The sequence below is a fragment of the Kitasatospora sp. NPDC005748 genome, from assembly GCF_040630735.1.
In the GTDB taxonomy this organism is placed as follows: Bacteria; Actinomycetota; Actinomycetes; order Streptomycetales; family Streptomycetaceae; genus Kitasatospora.
Window position 1 is genome coordinate 84,582 of record NZ_JBEXYD010000027.1, and the last position, 16,815, is coordinate 101,396.

General features: G+C 75.3%; 14 protein-coding genes. 6 read left to right on the forward strand and 8 right to left on the reverse strand.

Going from position 1 to position 16,815, the window contains the following annotated elements:
* The first annotated feature begins 42 nt into the window (after positions 1 to 42).
* Complete coding sequence (locus tag ABZ495_RS20625) at positions 43 to 879, forward strand: maleylpyruvate isomerase N-terminal domain-containing protein (protein WP_359837289.1); 837 nt, start codon at positions 43 to 45, stop codon at positions 877 to 879.
* Between the two features lie 13 nt (positions 880 to 892).
* On the opposite strand, the gene ABZ495_RS20630 is transcribed toward ABZ495_RS20625, so the two are convergent.
* Entirely contained in the window at positions 893 to 1,666 is a 774-nt protein-coding gene (locus tag ABZ495_RS20630) for an enoyl-CoA hydratase family protein (protein WP_329490798.1), read from the reverse strand.
* A gap of 187 nt (positions 1,667 to 1,853) precedes the next feature.
* Between ABZ495_RS20630 and ABZ495_RS20635 the strand changes: the two genes are divergently transcribed.
* Together ABZ495_RS20635 and ABZ495_RS20640 are read left to right on the forward strand one after the other, a co-directional pair.
* Complete coding sequence (locus ABZ495_RS20635) at positions 1,854 to 2,651, forward strand: ATP-grasp domain-containing protein (protein ID WP_359837291.1); 798 nt, start codon at positions 1,854 to 1,856, stop codon at positions 2,649 to 2,651.
* 55 nt (positions 2,652 to 2,706) lie between these two features.
* Positions 2,707 to 3,123 (forward strand): RidA family protein, encoded by a 417-nt coding sequence (locus ABZ495_RS20640; RefSeq protein WP_329490796.1) that lies wholly within the window; start codon positions 2,707 to 2,709, stop codon positions 3,121 to 3,123.
* 79 nt (positions 3,124 to 3,202) lie between these two features.
* Here the strand turns inward: ABZ495_RS20640 and ABZ495_RS20645 are convergent, their stop codons facing one another.
* Entirely contained in the window at positions 3,203 to 4,465 is a 1,263-nt protein-coding gene (locus ABZ495_RS20645; protein WP_359837293.1) for an MFS transporter, read from the reverse strand.
* 228 nt (positions 4,466 to 4,693) lie between these two features.
* Here ABZ495_RS20645 and ABZ495_RS20650 point away from each other — a divergent pair, with 228 nt between their 5' ends.
* Positions 4,694 to 5,686 (forward strand): ArsR family transcriptional regulator, encoded by a 993-nt coding sequence (locus ABZ495_RS20650; RefSeq protein WP_359837295.1) that lies wholly within the window; start codon positions 4,694 to 4,696, stop codon positions 5,684 to 5,686.
* Positions 5,687 to 5,867: 181 nt separating this feature from the next.
* The gene (locus tag ABZ495_RS20655) at positions 5,868 to 8,171 is read left to right on the forward strand and encodes a glycosyl hydrolase family 18 protein (protein WP_359837297.1); all 2,304 of its coding nucleotides are present in this window, start codon (positions 5,868 to 5,870) and stop codon (positions 8,169 to 8,171) included.
* A gap of 102 nt (positions 8,172 to 8,273) precedes the next feature.
* Here ABZ495_RS20655 and ABZ495_RS20660 read toward each other — a convergent pair whose 3' ends face one another.
* Positions 8,274 to 9,446, reverse strand: coding sequence for a geranylgeranyl reductase family protein (locus ABZ495_RS20660; protein WP_329492354.1), 1,173 nt, complete (start codon positions 9,444 to 9,446; stop codon positions 8,274 to 8,276).
* A gap of 274 nt (positions 9,447 to 9,720) precedes the next feature.
* Here ABZ495_RS20660 and ABZ495_RS20665 point away from each other — a divergent pair, with 274 nt between their 5' ends.
* Positions 9,721 to 11,085 carry a dipeptidase gene (locus ABZ495_RS20665; RefSeq protein ID WP_359837299.1) on the forward strand — a complete coding sequence of 455 codons (1,365 nt, stop codon included), beginning with the start codon at positions 9,721 to 9,723 and terminating at the stop codon, positions 11,083 to 11,085.
* A gap of 52 nt (positions 11,086 to 11,137) precedes the next feature.
* Here ABZ495_RS20665 and ABZ495_RS20670 read toward each other — a convergent pair whose 3' ends face one another.
* From ABZ495_RS20670 to ABZ495_RS20690, 5 genes are all read right to left on the reverse strand, one after another.
* On the reverse strand, positions 11,138 to 11,923 hold the full coding sequence (locus ABZ495_RS20670; RefSeq protein WP_359808441.1) for a DUF4184 family protein: 786 nt from the start codon (positions 11,921 to 11,923) through the stop codon (positions 11,138 to 11,140).
* A gap of 93 nt (positions 11,924 to 12,016) precedes the next feature.
* A complete protein-coding gene (locus ABZ495_RS20675; protein WP_329490790.1) occupies positions 12,017 to 13,084 on the reverse strand; it encodes an NUDIX domain-containing protein in 1,068 nt (355 codons plus the stop codon).
* 481 nt (positions 13,085 to 13,565) lie between these two features.
* A complete protein-coding gene (locus ABZ495_RS20680) occupies positions 13,566 to 14,462 on the reverse strand; it encodes a C40 family peptidase (protein WP_359808445.1) in 897 nt (298 codons plus the stop codon).
* Positions 14,463 to 14,766: 304 nt separating this feature from the next.
* The gene (locus tag ABZ495_RS20685) at positions 14,767 to 16,188 is read right to left on the reverse strand and encodes an acyl-CoA synthetase (protein WP_359808447.1); all 1,422 of its coding nucleotides are present in this window, start codon (positions 16,186 to 16,188) and stop codon (positions 14,767 to 14,769) included.
* A gap of 219 nt (positions 16,189 to 16,407) precedes the next feature.
* A partial coding sequence (locus ABZ495_RS20690; RefSeq protein ID WP_359837302.1) for an electron transfer flavoprotein subunit alpha/FixB family protein occupies positions 16,408 to 16,815 on the reverse strand: 408 nt, incomplete at its 5' end.

The following is a 16,815-nucleotide window of genomic DNA, read 5'->3' on the forward strand; positions in this document are numbered from 1 at the left end:
TACCGTGTCCGAAATCCGCGAGCGGTGCGACACTCGTCGACCATGGAGATCATCGAGCACATCGACGCGCTGCGCCGCGAGGGCGTCCTGCTGGCCGACGCGGCCGCCCGCACCGACCTCGCCGCCCCCGTCCCCACCTGCCCCGACTGGCAGTTGCGCGACCTCGTCCTGCACACCGGCCAGGTCCACCGCTGGGCCACCGCCCTCGTGCGGGACGGCCACCGGGAGCCGCTGGACGCCGAGGGCGAGCGCGCCGCCTGGGGACCGGAGCCCTCGGACGCGGCGCTGGTCGACTGGTTCCGGACCGGCCACGCCGCCCTGGTGGCGGCGCTCGCGGCGGCCCCGGCCGACCTGGAGTGCTGGAGCTTCCTGCCCGCGCCGACCCCGCTGGCGTTCTGGGCCCGCCGTCAGGCGCACGAGACCGCGGTGCACCGCTTCGACGCGGACGCGGCCGCCGGGGCGGACGGCCCCCGGGTCGCCACCGGCCTGGCCCTGGACGGGATCGACGAGTTGCTGGCGGGCTTCATGTCCCGCGGCCGCGCCCGGGTGCGCAGCGAACAGCCGCGCACCGTCCTGATCCGGCCCACCGACCCCGCACCCGGCGATGTCACGCCGAGCGCCGGGCCCACCGACCCCGCACCCGGCGGCATACCGACCGACGGGCCCGGCTCCTGGCTGCTCACCATCAGCCGGGAGCCGCTCACCGTCACCCGCCGGGCGGCCGGGGCCGCGGGCCCGGCCGACCTCACGGTCAGCGGCCCGGCCCGCGACCTCTACCTGCTGCTCTGGAACCGGCTGCCCGCCGAGCGGGTCGAGCTGACCGGGGACCGGGCGCTGCTGGACCTCTGGCGGGAGACGGCGGTCGTCCGCTGGAGCTGACCCCGGCCGGGGTTCAGCGCGCCCAGGGCGCGGGCCGCTTCTCCAGGAACGCCCGCATGCCCTGCTGCGCCTCGTCCGAGCCGAACAGCCGCGCCGAGAGCTGGACCAGCTCGTCCGCGTCCCGTTCGAAGGAGCGCACCACCTCGGCGTTGGCCAGCCGCTTGGACTGCGCGAGGCCCTGCGGCGACCCGAGCCGCAGGGCGTCCAGCAGGCCCTTCAGCGCGGTTCCGGTGGACTCCGCGGAGTCCGTCGCCTCGGTGATCAGCCCGATCCGGGCGGCCTCGGCGGCGTCGAAGACCTCGCCGGTCAGGTAGTAGCGGGAGGCGGCGCGCGGGTCCAGCTTGGGGCGCAGCGGCAGCGAGATGACGGCGGGTGCCAGGCCGAGCCGGACCTCGGTGAACGCGAAGGTGGCGGCCGGGCCGGCCAGGGCGAGGTCGGCCGCGCCGACCAGCCCGAGGCCGCCCGCCCGGACGTGTCCGTCGATCACCGCGATCACCGGCTTCGCGCAGTCCACGATGGCCCGCTGGAGGTCCACCAGGCCGCGCGGGCCCACCGTCGGGTCCGTACCGGTCGCCTCGGAGAGGTCCGCGCCCGCGCAGAACACCTTGCCGGTGTGGCCGAGCACCACCGCGCGGACGTCCGGGTCGGCCGCGGCGGCGGCCAGGGCGGCGGTCAGCTCGGCCATCAGCCGGGTGGAGAGCGCGTTGCGGTTGTGCGGCGAGTCGAGGGTCAGCGTGGTGACGGCATCGGTGGTGGCGACACGGACGAAGGGCACTTCGCGGGTCATCGGTGCGGGCCTGCTTTCCGGCTGAGGGTGGGTCGGATTGCGTGGCGGCCGCCCTGCTCGGACGGCGCCCGGTCGACTCTGACACGCCCACCCGCCGCTCGGCCAGAGCCACCCGCCGCGAGCCCCGTCACCCCGTCGCGCCGAAATCCGGTGGTCGGGCGGCCGTCCGCCACGGCAGCATCGGGCCATGACCACCGACGCCGTCCTCCTGCTCGCACCCCGGATCAACGAGACCGGCCTGCAGCTGCGCACCGCCGCCGGCCGCCGCGGCCTGCGCGCGCACACCGCGACGGCCTGGCGCGCGCCCGAGGAGCTGATCGGCTCGCCGGTGCACCTCTACGGCGGTCCGCTGTTCGGCGACGCGGTCGGCGCCGCCTTCGACCTGGCGCTGCTGGAGCCGCCGGACGACTGGCCGGCCCGCCTGCCGGCGGAGCTGACCGGCCGGTCGGTCACCCTCACCACGCTGGCCGCGGGCCGCCTGTTGCGCCGCCCGATGTTCCTGAAGCCGCCGGGCGACAAGCTGTTCCCCGCCCGGATCTACCCGGACGGCTCCGGCCTGCCCGGCCCGGACGCGCTGGACGACGACACCCCCGTGCTGGCCAGCGAGGTGGTCCGGTTCCGCCGCGAGTACCGGCTGTTCGTCCTGGACGGCGAGGTGCTCACCGCCTCGCGCTACGCGGTGGACGGCGACCTGGACACCGCCCCGCTGCCCGAGGACCGGTACCGGGCCGAGGTGACGGCCTTCGCCGCGGACGTGCTGGCCGCCTCGGCCGGGGCGCTGCCGAGCGCCGTGGTGATCGACGTCGGCCCGCTGGACTCCGGCCGCTGGGCGGTGGTGGAGGCCAACCCGGCGTGGGCGAGCGGCGGTTACGCCTGCGACCCGGCGGCGGTGCTGGAGGTGGTGCTGCGGGCCGGCGGACCGGCCGCCGACCTCCCGGAGGCGGACCGGCGGTACGGCCGGGCCCTGCCCGAGGTGGTCCGCTGAGCGGTGCGGGCGAAGGCCCTGGTGCATCTGATCACCCGTCGGCCACGATGGGGTCATGACTTCCCAGCGCCCGCACCTCACCCACATCGCCGAGCCGCCCGGGGTCGCCCCCGGCACCGGCTACACCCAGGTCGTCACCGGCACCGGCCGCCTGGTGGCCGTCTCCGGCCAGGTCGCGTTCGACGAACAGCGGCACCTGGTCGGGGCCGGCGACCCGAAGGCGCAGGCGCGCCAGGTGTTCGAGAACCTGGGCCGCTGCCTGGCCGCCGCCGGGGCCGGCTTCGCCGACGTCGTCAAGCTGACCTACTTCGTCACCGACATGGCGTTCATGCCCGCCGTGCGCGAGGCCCGGGACGCGTACTTCGGCTCGACCCCGCTCCCGGCGAGCTCGGCGGTGCAGGTCGCCGCGCTGTTCCTGCCCGAGGTGCTGATCGAGGTGGAGGCGCTCGCCCTGGTCCCGGAGCAGCGCTGACCGACCGGCCACCCGCTGACCGACCGGCCACCCGCTGTCCGTCCGGCTCCCCGGGGGCCGGAGCGCCGGGCGACCCGGCCTACCCCGCGGTGGCCCCTTCGCGGCCCCGGGCCCACCGGACGGCGGGCCCCATGGCGAGGCCCGCCCCGGCGAGCAGCACGCCGAGGGCGACCCAGCCGAACAGGCCCCACCCGACCACGGCGGTGCTGACGACGGCGGGGCCGATCATCAGCGAGGCGGCCGACCCGGCGTTGTAGACGCCCTGGTAGGCGCCGTGGTCGCGCTCCCCGGCCAGGTCGTAGCTGAGCGCCCAGCCGCCGGCCTGGCTCAGCACCTCGCCGAACGCCTGGAGCGCCACCCCGGCGAGCACCAGCACGGCGGCGACCACCGCGGGCAGCCCGTGGGCGAGGGCGAGCACCAGGCAGGAGGCCGCCAGGATCAGCCCGGCCCGGCCGCAGACCCGGGCGGCCGTCGCCGGGTCCTCGGTGCCCCGGGTGGCCCGCACCTGCAGGGCTATCACCAGCACGGTGTTGACGATCAGGGTGCCGGCCACGGTGATCCGGGGCGCCTCGGTGTGCTGGACCACCCAGAGCGGCACACCCACCTCCAGCATCGCGAACTGCAGGCAGAGCAGCGCGTTCAGCACGGTCACCACCAGGAACGGCCCGTCCCGCAGGGCGGGGTTGCGCCGCCGGCCGGCGGGCTCGCCCGGTCCGTCGCCCGCCACCGGGCGGGCCGCCGGGCGGACCCTGGCCGGGACGGCCAGCCGGTGGAACAGCGCCGCGACCACCAGGTACGAGAGGGCGTCGGCCAGGATCGCCGTCAGATAGGCCGGCCGGCTGTCCACCTGGAGTGCGACGGCGCCGAGCGCCGTCCCCAGACAGAGGCCTACGTTGGTGACCACCCGCAGATAGGCCCGGCCGGCGACCCTGCGGTCGGCGGGCAGCACTTCGGCGTAGAGCGCGTTCCGCACGGCGGCCGCGCCGCGGTCGACCGCGCTCACCACGCAGGCCAGCGCCAGGAACGCCGGGTAGCTGTGCACCAGGGCGTAGCCGGCGGTGCCCAGCGCGTTCACCGTGATCAGGACCACCAGCACCGGCCGCGATCCCCAGCGGTCGGCCGCCCGCCCGGCCGGCACGCTGGCGGCGACGCCGCAGAGGCCGGCGGCGGTGAGCCCGATCCCGAGCTGGGCGGCGCTCAGTCCGAGGACGCGGGTGAAGAAGAGCACGCCGACGGCGAGCGAGAGCCCGCTGCCGACGGTGTTGACGAGGGTGATCCCGGCGAGCCGGCGCACCATCGGGTCGGGGTGCAGCAGCCGCGAGCCCCCGGCGGGCCGGCCCACCGGGCCCGGCTGCGAGGTACCACCCGCGGCCGAGGTACCACCCGCGGCCGAGGAATCCGACGCGGCCGAGGGCGGTGGCGGAGCCGGGGGACCGGCCGGGCCGGCGACGGGCGAAGGCGCGGCGGACGACGCCGGTGAGGTGTTCATGCCCCGATCCCACCGCGTCCCCGGCGTCCGCAGTAATGATTTAGGCTCTGCCTCAAAGCAGCTGGAGGGACGGGGTCGGAGTTGCACCGGTTCAGGCTGGATCTGGCCGATCTCGCCACCACCTGGTTCGCCTGCTCGCCGATCCAGGAGGCCGCGCTCAGCCTGCGGATGTGGACCCACCCCGGCGTCTACCCGCTGCAGTCCGCCGCCTTCGAGCGGCTGCGCCCGAGCTTCGAACGGCTGGACTCCGGGCTGCTGCTCTCCCTGGTCGCCGCCAACCGGTGGATCCCCGACTTCCTGACGCCCCGCCCGTCCGTCCCCGCGCCGGACTTCCGGGCCGAGCTGGCCGTGGTCCGGGCGCTGCCGCCCGAGCAGCTGCGCGCCGAACTGGAGCAGACCTTCCTGCCGCACGGCCGGCCGTTGCCCGCCCCGCTGGCGGCCGGGCTCGGCGATCCGGTCCGGCTGCTGGCCCGGATCGCCGACGCGCTGGAGGAGTACTGGGAGCGCTGCCTGGCCCCCGCCTGGTGGCCGCGGGCCCGCGCCGTTCTGGAGGCGGACCTCGTCTACCGGGCGCGGGTGCTGTCCCAGCAGGGCGCCGCGGCGCTCTTCGCCGACCTGGACCACCGGCTGCACTGGGCGGACGGCCTGCTCTCGATCAACCGCCGCTGGACGGACTGGGACGGCGAGATCACCGTGGACGGCCGCGGGCTGGTGCTGGTCCCGACCTTCTTCGCCCGCGGCGCGATCACGATGATCAGCAATGACCGTCCGCCGCAGATCAGTTACCCGGCCCGCGGCCGGGCGGGGATGGCCGCGCCGACCGCCCCGGTCACCCCGCGCGCGCTGGAGCTGCTGCTCGGCGCGCCCAAGGCCCGGCTGCTGGCGCTGCTCGCCGAGCCGGCCTCCACCACCGAGCTGGCCTACCGCCTGGGCGTCACACCGGGCGCCGTCAGCCAGCACCTGGCGGTCCTGCACCGGACCGGCCTCGTCACCCGGGCCCGGCACGGCCGTTCGGTGCTCTACGGCCGCAGCCCGCTCGGCGACGAGCTGACCGGGCACCCGCGCCGGGGCTAGCGTGCCCGCACCAACTCCCAATTGGTACAGACCTGTTGACGCATTGGTCCAGTCCTCCTACAGTGCCCATGCCCCCGTCTCCCCACGGCGCGGGCACCGGTCGGCCACGCACCACGGCCGCGGCACCACCCGTACGGTTCTACGTCGCCCTGTTCAACCCCCCACAGTCACAGGGAGAACCATGTCCGCTCGACCCCGGGCCCGACGCCCGCGAGCGCGCAGCAGACTGCTGGCGCTGCTCTCCGCCCTGCTCCTGCCACTGGCCGCGCTCACCGCGCTGGCCGCCCCGGCGCACGCGGCCGGAAAACTGACCGCCACCTTCACCACCGCCGACAACGGCTCCTGGTGGAAGGGCACCTACATCGTCCGCAACGACAACGCCGCCGCCGTCTCCGGCTGGACGCTGGAGTTCGACCTCCCGGCCGGCGTGAGCGTCCAGAACAGCTACAACGGCACCGCGACCACCACCGGCCGGCACGTCACGGCCACCAACGCCTTCTACAACGCGAGCGTCCCGGCGCACGGCACCACCGAGCCGTACAGCTTCTGGTTCGTGGCCAACGGCCCGATCGGCACGCCGACCGGCTGCCGGATCAACGGCGACAAGTGCGACGGGAGTTCGGACGTCCTGCCGTCCGCCCCTGGCGCCCCGGTGGTCACCGAGTCGACCGCGCACAGCCTGGCACTGAAGTGGCCGGCCGCCACCGGCGGTGACTTCCCGGTCGCCTCCTACGAGGTCCTGAGCGGCAGCACCGTACTGGCCGCCGCCGCGACCACCGACACCGTGGTCACCGGGCTCACCCCCGCCACCTCGTACACCCTGGCGGTGCGCGCCAAGGACACCCGGGGCAACACCGGCCCGTCGAGCGCGTCCGTCACGGCCGCCACCTTCGACCCGGCCACCGACCCCGTCCCGCCGACGGCGCCCACCGGCCTGCGTGCCACCGCGGTGACCTCCACCGACGTGACGCTGGCCTGGAACGCCGCCACCGACAACCAGCGGGTGGCCGCCTACGACGTCTACCAGGGCCCCGCGCTGGTCAGGACGGTGACCGGCAGCACCCTGACCGCCACCGTCAGCGGCCTCTCCCCGTCGACGGCCTACACCTTCACCGTGAAGGCCCGCGACGGCGCCGACAACGCCTCCCCCGCCTCCGCAGCGCTCGCCGTCACCACCTCCGACCTGGTCGGGGCCGGGAAGTACGCCCGGGTCGGCTACTTCACCCAGTGGGGCATCTACGGCCGCCAGTACTTCGTGAAGAACCTCGACACCTCGGGCAGCGCGGCCAAGCTCGACGTCATCAACTACGCCTTCGAGAACATCGATCCGGTCAACCTCACCTGCCTGGCCGGCGTCACCAAGGGCACCACGGCCGACCCGCAGGACCCGGACCAGGGCACCGGCGCGGGCGACGCCGACGCCGACTACGCCCGCCCGATGAGCGCGGCGCAGTCCGTGGACGGCGTGGCCGACGACGGCTGGGGCAAACTGCGCGGCAACTTCAACCAGTTGAAGAAGCTCAAGGCCAAGTACCCCAACCTCAAGGTGGTCGTCTCGCTCGGCGGCTGGACGTACTCCAAGTACTTCTCGGACGCGGCCGCCACCGAGGCCTCCCGGCAGAAGTTCGTGAAGTCCTGCGTCGACACCTGGATCAAGGGCAACCTGCCGCTCTACAACGGCGCCGGCGGTGACGGCGTGGCGGCCGGGATCTTCGACGGCATCGACCTCGACTGGGAGTGGCCCGGCTCCGCCGACGGCCACGCCGGCAACCACTACAGCACGGCCGACAAGGCCAACCTGACCCTGCTGCTGGCCGAGTTCCGCAAGCAGCTCGACGCGCTCGGCGGCTCCCACAAGCTGCTGACCGCCTTCACCCCGGCCGACCCGGTCAAGATCGGCCAGGGCTGGGACCTCTCGAAGATCTTCACCTACCTGGACATCGCCAACGTCCAGGGCTACGACTTCCACGGCGCCGGCAGCGACAACTCCTGGGAGCCGAACCGGGCCGGGCACCAGGCCAACCTGTACGCCGACGGCCAGGACCCGTACCCGTTCCACTTCAGCGTGGACGCGGCCGTCCAGGCCTACCTCTCCGCCGGGGTCAACCCGCGCAAGCTCACCATCGGCTTCCCGTTCTACGGACGCGGCTGGCAGGGCGTGGCGGACGGCGGCGCGGCGGGCGAGTGGCAGAGCGCGACCGGCGCGGCGCCCGGCCAGTTCGCCGAGGAGGCCGGCACCCGCGGGTACAACAACCTGATCACCACCTTCCCCAACCTCACCGTCCACCACGACACCCAGTCGATCGCCACGTACGGGTACACGGGTGCGGGCGGGCAGTGGTGGACCTTCGACGACGCCTGGTCGATCGGCCAGAAGACGACTTACCTGAAGTCGAAGAACCTGCTCGGCGCGATGATCTGGGAGATGACCGGCGACACCCCGAACGGCGCCCTCATGACGGCGCTCGACACCGGGCTGAAGTGAGCCCGGGCGGCGCCGGTCCCCGGGCCGGCGCCGCCCTCGGAACGAACCGCACGAAGAGGCTCCCGCGGACCGGCCGACGCCGGCCCGCGGGAGCCCCGCCCGCTACCGCGAGGCGAGCGAGGTCAGCTTGCGGGCCGCCCGGTACTGGCGCAGCACCTGGGCGAAGGTGGTGTGGCCCTGGGTGGTCCGGGCGAACGCCCGCCAGGCCGGGGCGACCAGGCAGACCGCCGCGTGGAACAGGTACGGACGGCGCTCGAAGGCGGCCAGCATCAGCTTGCCGGCCCGCATCTCCACGCCCAGCCCGGCCTTGATCGCGAACGCGTAGTTCAGCGCCTCCCGGCGGACCTCGGCCGCGGTGCCCGCCTCGGCCACCTTGACCGCCCACTCCCCGGCCAGCCGGCCCGAGCGCAGCGCGTACGAGATGCCCTCGCGGGTCCACGGCTCCAGCAGACCGGCCGCGTCCCCGGCGACCAGCACCCGGCCGCGCGAGAGCGGCGAGTCCTCGGCCCGGCAGCGGGTCAGGTGCCCGGACTCCACGCTCGGCGGGAACCCGGCCAGCCCGAGCCGGCGGATGTAGTCGGCCAGGTACTGCTTGGTCCGCTCGCCGTCGCCGCGCGCCGAGATGACGCCGACGGTCAGGCTGTTCGACTCGGTCTTCGGGAACACCCAGCCGTAACTGCCCGGCAGCGGACCCCAGTCGAGGTGGATCCGGCCGGCCCAGTCCGCCACGACCTCCGCCGGGACGGGGATCTCCGCCTCCAGCCCGAGGTCGATCTGGTCGAAGGAGACGCCGACGTGCCGCCCGATCCGGCTGGCGCTGCCGTCCGCGCCGACCACCGCCCGCGCTTCGAACGTGCGCCCGTCGGCGGCGGTGACCACGGCCGTGCGGTGCTCGCCGCCGCGCTGCTCGACGCCGGTGACGGTCACTCCGGTGACCAGCACCGCCCCCGCCTGCTTGGCCGCCTGGACCAGGCGCAGGTCGAACTCGTCCCGGTTGACCAGCCCGAACAGCATCCGCTTCGAGCGCCGCGTCCGGGTGAACCGGCCGCCGTACGCGAAGGTGACGGCGTGCACCCGGTCCTGCAGCGGCAGCCGGAAGCCCGGCGGCAGGCTGTCCCGGGAGGGGCCGATGATGCCCCCGCCGCAGGTCTTGTACCGGGGGTGCTCGGCCTTGTCGAGCAGCAGGACGCGGCGGCCCTGGGCGGCGGCGGCCTGCGCGGCCGAGGCCCCGGCCGGTCCGGCGCCGACCACGACGACGTCCCAGACGCCGTCCAGCGGATCGGGCCCGTCCCGCGGCGGGGCGGGCTGCGGCTCGGACGGCTGTCCGGGCGCCTCGGCGTCGAGCGGGCTACGGGAATCGGAGCTTCCGGAGTCAGTCACGTCGAGCAATCCTATGCGTCCTCCGGAGCCACCGTCCGTCGCGCCGCCCCGAACGCCCGGACGGCCCTCCGGCCCGCCCGTTCGATCCGCCTATGATCGACATATCCCCCTGTCAGCACCGTCCGCCCGGAACACCCTCCGGGCCGGACCACCACCACCGGAGCCCCCGATGCCGCAGCAGCCCCTGGCCGACGCCGTCCGGTCCCTGATGGACCGTGCCCGCACCGACCTCGCCGAACTGGTCGCGTTCCGCTCGGTGGCCGACCCCCGCCAGTTCCCGGTCGAGGAGTGCCGCGGCGCCGCCCGCTGGGTCGCGGACGCCTTCGCCGCCGAGGGCCTGACGAAGGTGCAGCTGCTGGACACCCCCGACGGCACCCAGGCCGTCTACGCCGAGCTGCCCGGCCCCGAGGGCGCGCCGACCGTGTTGCTCTACTCCCACTACGACGTGCAGCCCCCGCTCGACGAGGACGCCTGGCTCAGCCCGGCCTTCGAACTGACCGAGCGGGACGGCCGCTGGTACGGGCGCGGCGCGGCCGACTGCAAGGGCAACATCCTGATGCACCTGACGGCCCTGCGGGCACTGCGCCGCGTTGACGGCGGCTACCCGGTCGGGTTGAAGATCATCGTCGAGGGTTCGGAGGAGCAGGGCACCGGCGGCCTGGAGCAGTACGCCCAGGCGCACCCCGAGCTGCTCGCGGCCGACGCCATCGTCATCGGCGACACCGGCAACTTCACCGCCGGCCTGCCGACCGTCACGGCCACCCTTCGCGGTATGACGATGGTCGAGGTGTCGCTCACCACCCTGGCCGGAAACCTGCACTCGGGGGCCTTCGGCGGCGCCGCCCCGGACGCCCTGCAGGGCCTGGTCCGGATGCTGGCCTCGCTGCACGACGAGCACGGCGACGTCGCGGTGGCCGGCCTGGCCAGCGACCAGACCTGGCCCGGGGTGCAGTACCCCGAGGAGCAGTTCCGCGCCGACGCCAAGGTGCTGGACGGCGTGGCGCTGACCGGCACCGGCACCGTCGCGGACCGGCTCTGGGCCCGCCCGGCCGTCACCGTCCACGGCATCGACGCCCCGCCGGTGATCGGCGCCACCTCCTCCGTCCAGGCCGCCGCCAAGGCGCTGGTCAGCCTGCGGGTGCCGCCGGGCGGCGACGCCCCCGCCGCCCAGGACGCGCTGATCGCCCACCTGGAGGCGCAGGCACCGGCCGGTGCCCGGCTGCGGATCGAACGGCAGGGCGCCGGTGAGCCGTTCGCCGCCGACACCTCCGGCCCGGCCTACGAGGCGATGGGCGCGGCGATGGCCGAGGCCTTCGGCACGCCGATGGTCGCCTCCGGCGAGGGCGGCTCGATCCCGCTCTGCAACACCCTGCAGTCGCTCTACCCGCAGGCCGAGATCGTGCTGATCGGCGTCGAGGAGCCGACCACCCAGATCCACGCGGTCAACGAGAGCGTCGACCCGCGGGAGCTGGAGCGGATGGCGCTGACCGAGGCGCTCTTCCTGCGCCGGTACGCCGAGCTGCGCTCCGTCTGAGCCCCGGCCCCGCCCTGCCGGTGCGACGGCGCCCCGGTGCGCCGGGCGGCCGTCACACCGGCAGCCGCCCGGCCGCCCGCCGCCGGCCCGCCAGCCGCCCCGCGACCGCGTGCACCAGCGCGTACCCGACCGCTCCGGCCGCGAGGCCGGCGCCGGCCCCGAAGCAGAACTCTGGGATCGGGTTCCGCCGCAGCGGGACGAGCCGGTGCACCACCCCGGCCGCCGTGGCCGCGCCGAGCACCGCCACGGCGGCCCGCCGGGCCCCCGCGGGGAGCGCCGGGGCGGGCCGGACCGGCTCCACCGCGCGGGCCGCCCGCGCCAGGTGCCCGGCCAGCGCCGCCAGTGCCAGCGCCGAACTGCCGTACTGCAGCACGGTGTACAGCGGCAGCCCGGCGACCGTCCGGTCCAGCACCGGCAGCAGGCGGACGCCCAGCCGGCCCTCGTGGGTGAAGGCGTCCCACCCGACGTGGGTGGCCGCGCCCAGCGCCGCCGAGCCGGCGAACCAGGCTGCACTCGCGCCGCCGCCCCGCCGGACCGTCAGCGCCTCGGCCGCGCCGGCCCACCGCTCGGGCAGCAGGGCGAGCAGCGGGGCGCGCAGCAGCCCGTGCCACCCGGCCACCAGGACGCCCGCGATCGCCACGTCCACGGTGGGCACCGCCCACCAGCGGTGGGTCGTCCCGCCCTGCCCGTAGACGCCGGGCAGCAACGACTCCAGGAAGAACGGCACATCGGGCGCCATCGACCCGGCGACCAGCGCCGAGGCCACCAGCGGGCCGCGCGCCCCCGCCGCGCGCAGCAGGGGCAGGACAGCGGCCGGATGGCTCAGTGTGAACGGCATGGCCCCATCCTCCCGCCCCCACCCCGCCCGGCACACCCGAACCGCACCGGGGGCGGCCCCGCCGGCTCGCGGCCGCGGGCACCACGACGGGCGCTACGCCGCGTCCGCCGCCCTGGCCAGGCCGAGACCGGCCCGGCGGCCGGCCTCCAGGTAGCGCAACTCGCCGCTGCGGCGGGCGTCCAGCGCGGCCGCCAGCCGCCGGTACCGGCCCGGGGGCAGCAGACCGGCGGCCTCGTCCAGGCTGACGAAGCGCCAGCCGCGCAGCTCCTCCTGCTGGAGCAGCAGGTTCTGCCGGGCGGCGGCGTCCAGCAGGCCGCCGTCGTAGACCAGTCGCAGGCCGCCGCGGCGCGGGCCGGTGCGCGGCTCCCAGTCGACGGCGAGCAACCGCAGCGTGCCCGGGTCGAGCCGTAGCCCCAGCTCCTCGGCGGTCTCCCGGAGGGCGGCGTCGGTCGGCGCCTCGCCGCGCTCGACAACCCCGCCGGGGAACTCCCAGTCCGGCTTGTAGACCGGGTCGACGAGCAGGACCCGGTCCTGCTCGTCGAAGAACAGCACGGCGGAGGCCACCGTGTCCCCGGTCGGGTCCGGGGTCTGGACGATCGGGCAGCGGGCCGAGCCGTCACGGACGAGCTGGGCGAGCCGGGCGGCGGTCTCGCGCGGTGTCAGCTCGCCGTTGTCGACCATCCGGGCGTCCTCGATGAGCCAGCGGCGGGCGGCCCGGTACCGCGGGAGGTGCTCCAGGCACCACTGCCGGACGCGCTCGCTGCGCTCCGGATCGCCGGGGCACTCGTCCCGCTGGGCGATACGCGCACGCAGGATCGTTTCTTCAGGGTCCAGGACCAGGTGGTGCACCGTGATGCCGTTCGAGGCGAGCGAGCCGAAGATCTCGTCGCGGTAGTCCTCCCGGAGCAGCGTCATCGGGACCACCAGCGGCCCCGGCACCTCGCCGAGCAGCGCGGCGGCCGTCTCGGGGACGAGCCGGCGCCAGGCCGGGAGGTCCTGGAAGTCGGACACGGCGGCCAGCCGGTCCGCGGGCAGGAGGTCGCGCAGCCCGAACCCGACGAGCTCGGGATCGAACAGCGTGCTCCCCGGCAGCAGCTCCACCAACTCACGGCAGGCAGTCGTCTTGCCCGCCCCGAATGTGCCATTGACCCAGACGATCACAACGTCCCCTGCCCCTCGACTTCCCCCGATGCCGTTCGCACCGGGCGGCGCCCCCGTCAGCCGTACCAGCGCCACCCGAGGTGGTACCCCCGCCGCGCCGGTCCCCATACCTGCGGACCGGGCCCGGCGGCCGAACCCGGCCACGCCGTGTGACAGGGGCATGTGCCCAGGCCAGGCGGTCCGCACCACGGTACGCGCGCCTGCCCGACCGCCGGTCCGCACGCCCCTGATCACCGGCGGCCACCTACCTTACGCGCGCCCCCTTGAACACCTCTCGCGCCCCCACCCGCCCCACGCTCCCCATCCCCCGCGCCCCACCCGGCACCCCACCCGGCACCCCTGACGGCCCGACCCGGCGACAGAGTGCCGAATCCCTGAAGCGCGGAGGCGCGGAAGCGCCGAGACACCCGGACGCCCGGCCGGTCGGGCGGCGTACGGACAGCCGCTCGACCGGCCGGGCGTCACCCGGCGGGCACGCTCCTCAGGGGCGGCCCATCTGCGTCGGGTAGTAGCCGCTGCTGAGCCCCGAGATCCGGATGTTGGTGCCGGGCCGGGCGGCCTCCACGTACTGGTTGTTGCCCAGGTAGATCGCCACGTGGTGGATGCCCCGGGCGCTGCCGTCGTCCGACCAGAAGAGCAGGTCACCGCGGCGCAGCTGGCTGGCGCTGACCGGCGTGGTCGCCTCGTACTGGTCGTTGGCCACCCGCGGCAGCGCGATGCCGCCGCGCTTGAACGCCTGCTGCACCAGGCCCGAGCAGTCGTACCCGTCCGGCCCGTTGCCGGCCGTCCGGAACGGCTTGCCGAGCTGGGCGAGAGCGAACTGCACCGCCGTCTCGACGTCCCCGTCGGCGGCCACCGAGCCGGAGCCGGCGGACGACCCGGCCGAGCCCGAGGAGGAGGACGAACCGGCGGCGGAGCCGCCACCCGTCCGGTCCAGGTAGACGTCGTAGTGGGTGGTCCAGCGCCACTGGCCCTGGCTGTTCCTGAACCAGTACCGCGAACCGTCCCAGCCCTGCGTGATCCCCCCGGACGAGGAGGAGGCCGCCGGGGCCGCGGCCTTGGCACCGCTCCCGGTCCGGGCCCGGTAGATGTCGTAGTGGCTGGTCCAGCGCCACTGACCCTGGCTGTTCTTGAACCAGTACCGCGAACCGTCCCAGCCCGCGTGGGCCGGCGCCGGCTCGGCGGCCGCGCTGCTGACCCCGGTACCGAGGCCGATCACGCCGGCACCGGCCGCGATCACCGCCACCATGCCTATCCCCCGACGGACCCGTGCCGCCCGGGAGGGCCGGGCGGCACGCGCCGGCCCGTCGGTGGTGGCGGCGGTCTGCCCGGTCGGGTCGTCGGCTGCACCCGGTGCGCCGGTGTTGACGGTCGTCATCCTGCTGTCTTCCTTTGCTGAACGCGGCTCAGCACTGCCCAGCACCGCTGACGCTGCTGAACCCCGGCTGAACACTGAACGGGGAGGGCAGAGGGGTTCCCGGTGACGAGCCGCGGCTTCCGGTCCTGCGACCGGAGGCCGCGGCTCGTCACCCTGGGATTCAGTTCTGCCTGCGTGTCACGTTAGGCACGCGGCCGCTCACAGCGCGCAGTGGAGTGCGCCAAAGGAAGGGTTCACGGAAGGTGAGGAGGACCGCCGGGGTGACGGTCGAAGAGATGAACGACCGTCACCGGGTGACCTCCCGTCACCCGAGTGCCGACTCCGCCAGCAGCTGCTTCTTGAGCACCTTTCCCATGGCGTTCCTGGGCAGTTCGGACACCAGCACCACCCGCCGCGGCCGCTTGTGAACCGAGAGCCGCTCCGCCACGAAGGCCGTCAGCTGGTCCCCCGTCACCGTGCCGTCCGGGATGACGTAGGCGACCACCGCCTGGCCGAGGTCCTCGTCGGGCGCGCCGACCACCGCGGCGTCCGCGACCGCCGGGTGGTCGCGCAGCGCCGCCTCGACCTCGCCGGCGCCGATCCGGTAGCCGCCGCTCTTGATGAGGTCCACCGAGGCACGGCCGACGATCCGGTGGAAGCCGTCCTCGCCGATCACGGCGACGTCCCCGGTGCGGAACCAGCCGTCCGCCGTCCACGCCTCCCCGTTGGCGTCCGGCCGGTTGAGGTATCCGGTGAACAGCGTCGGCCCGGCGACCTGCAGCTCGCCCACGCTCTCGCCGTCGTGCGGGACGGGCTCGCCCTCCTCGCCGACCAGCCTGGTCCGCACGCCGGTCAGGGGCAGCCCGACACTGCCGGGGCGGCGCTCGCCGTCCGCCCGGGTGGAGAGGGTGATCAGCGACTCGGTCATGCCGTAGCGCTCGATCGGGGCGTGCCCGGTCAGCGCGGCGAGCTTCTCGAAGACCGGCACCGGCAGCGGCGCGCTGCCGGAGACCAGCAGCCGGGCCGAGGCGAGCTGCCCGGCCGCCTCCGGGTCGGCGGCCAGCCGGGACCAGACCGTGGGCACGCCGAAGTACAGGCTGGCACCGGCGGCCGCGTAGCCCGCCGGCGTGGGCCGCCCGGTGTGCACCAGCCGGCTGCCGGCGCGCAGGGCGCCGAGCACGCCGAGGACCAGGCCGTGCACGTGGAAGAGCGGCAGACCGTGGGCCAGTGTGTCGTCGGCGGTCCAGCGCCAGGCCTCGGCCAGCGCGTCCAGGTCGGCCGCGACGGCGGAGCGCCGGATCATCGCCCCCTTCGGGGCGCCGGTGGTCCCCGAGGTGTAGAGCACGAACGCGGTGGCATCCGGCGCGGGCTCGGCGTGACCGGTGGCGGAGCGCTCGGCCGGGTCGACGGGCAGCGCCGACACTCCCCCGGTCTCCGGCACCGTGTCCCCGGCGGCGTGCGCGAGCAGGACGGCGCCCGAGTCCCGCAGGATGTGCGCGCGCTCCTTGGGCCCGGAGTCGGGCGGCAGCGGCACCACGGGCACGCCGGCCAGCAGCCCGCCGACCACCGCGACGACGGTCTCGGCGGTGGGCCGGGCGAGCACCGCCAGCGCGGGGGCGCCGGCCACCCGGTCGGCCACCGCGGTCGCCGCTCCCAGCAGCTGCTCGCGGGAGAGCTCCCGCCCGTCGATCCGGAGCGCGTCGCCGGAGTCGCCGAAGTCGCCCTGAAGTGCCGTCAAGAGTGTCATGCGTCTGCCCTCGCCCTTGGTCGCGGTGTGGCGCTCTGTCCCCGCCGGCCCTGTCGCCGCCGGTCCGGCGTCCGACTCTACGGGCCCGGCGGCGGGCACCCGCAGAGCCCGCGGGGACGGACCGCGGCAGCGGGGGATCCGCCCGCGCGAAAGCGCGAGGGCGCGCCCGGGACGGTTCCCGGGCGCGCCCTCGCGCCGTGTCGGTCCGACGCCGTGCGGTCAGCCCTTGCGGGCCTGGACCTCGCCGGTGAGCTGCGGCAGCACTGCGAAGAGGTCGCCGACCACGCCGTAGTCGACCAGCTCGAAGATCGGGGCCTCCGGGTCCTTGTTGACGGCCACGATGGTCTTCGAGGTCTGCATGCCGGCCCGGTGCTGGATCGCGCCCGAGATGCCCGCCGCGATGTAGAGCTGCGGGGAGACCTGCTTGCCGGTCTGGCCGACCTGGTTGCTGTGCGGGTACCAGCCGGCGTCGACGGCGGCGCGCGAGGCACCGACGGCCGCGCCCAGCGCGTCGGCCAGCTCCTCGACCACGCCGAAGCCGGCCGCCTCGCCGACGCCGCGGCCGCCGGAGACCACGATCGCGGCCTCGGTCAGCTCCGGGCGCCCGGAGGAGACCCGCGGGGTGCG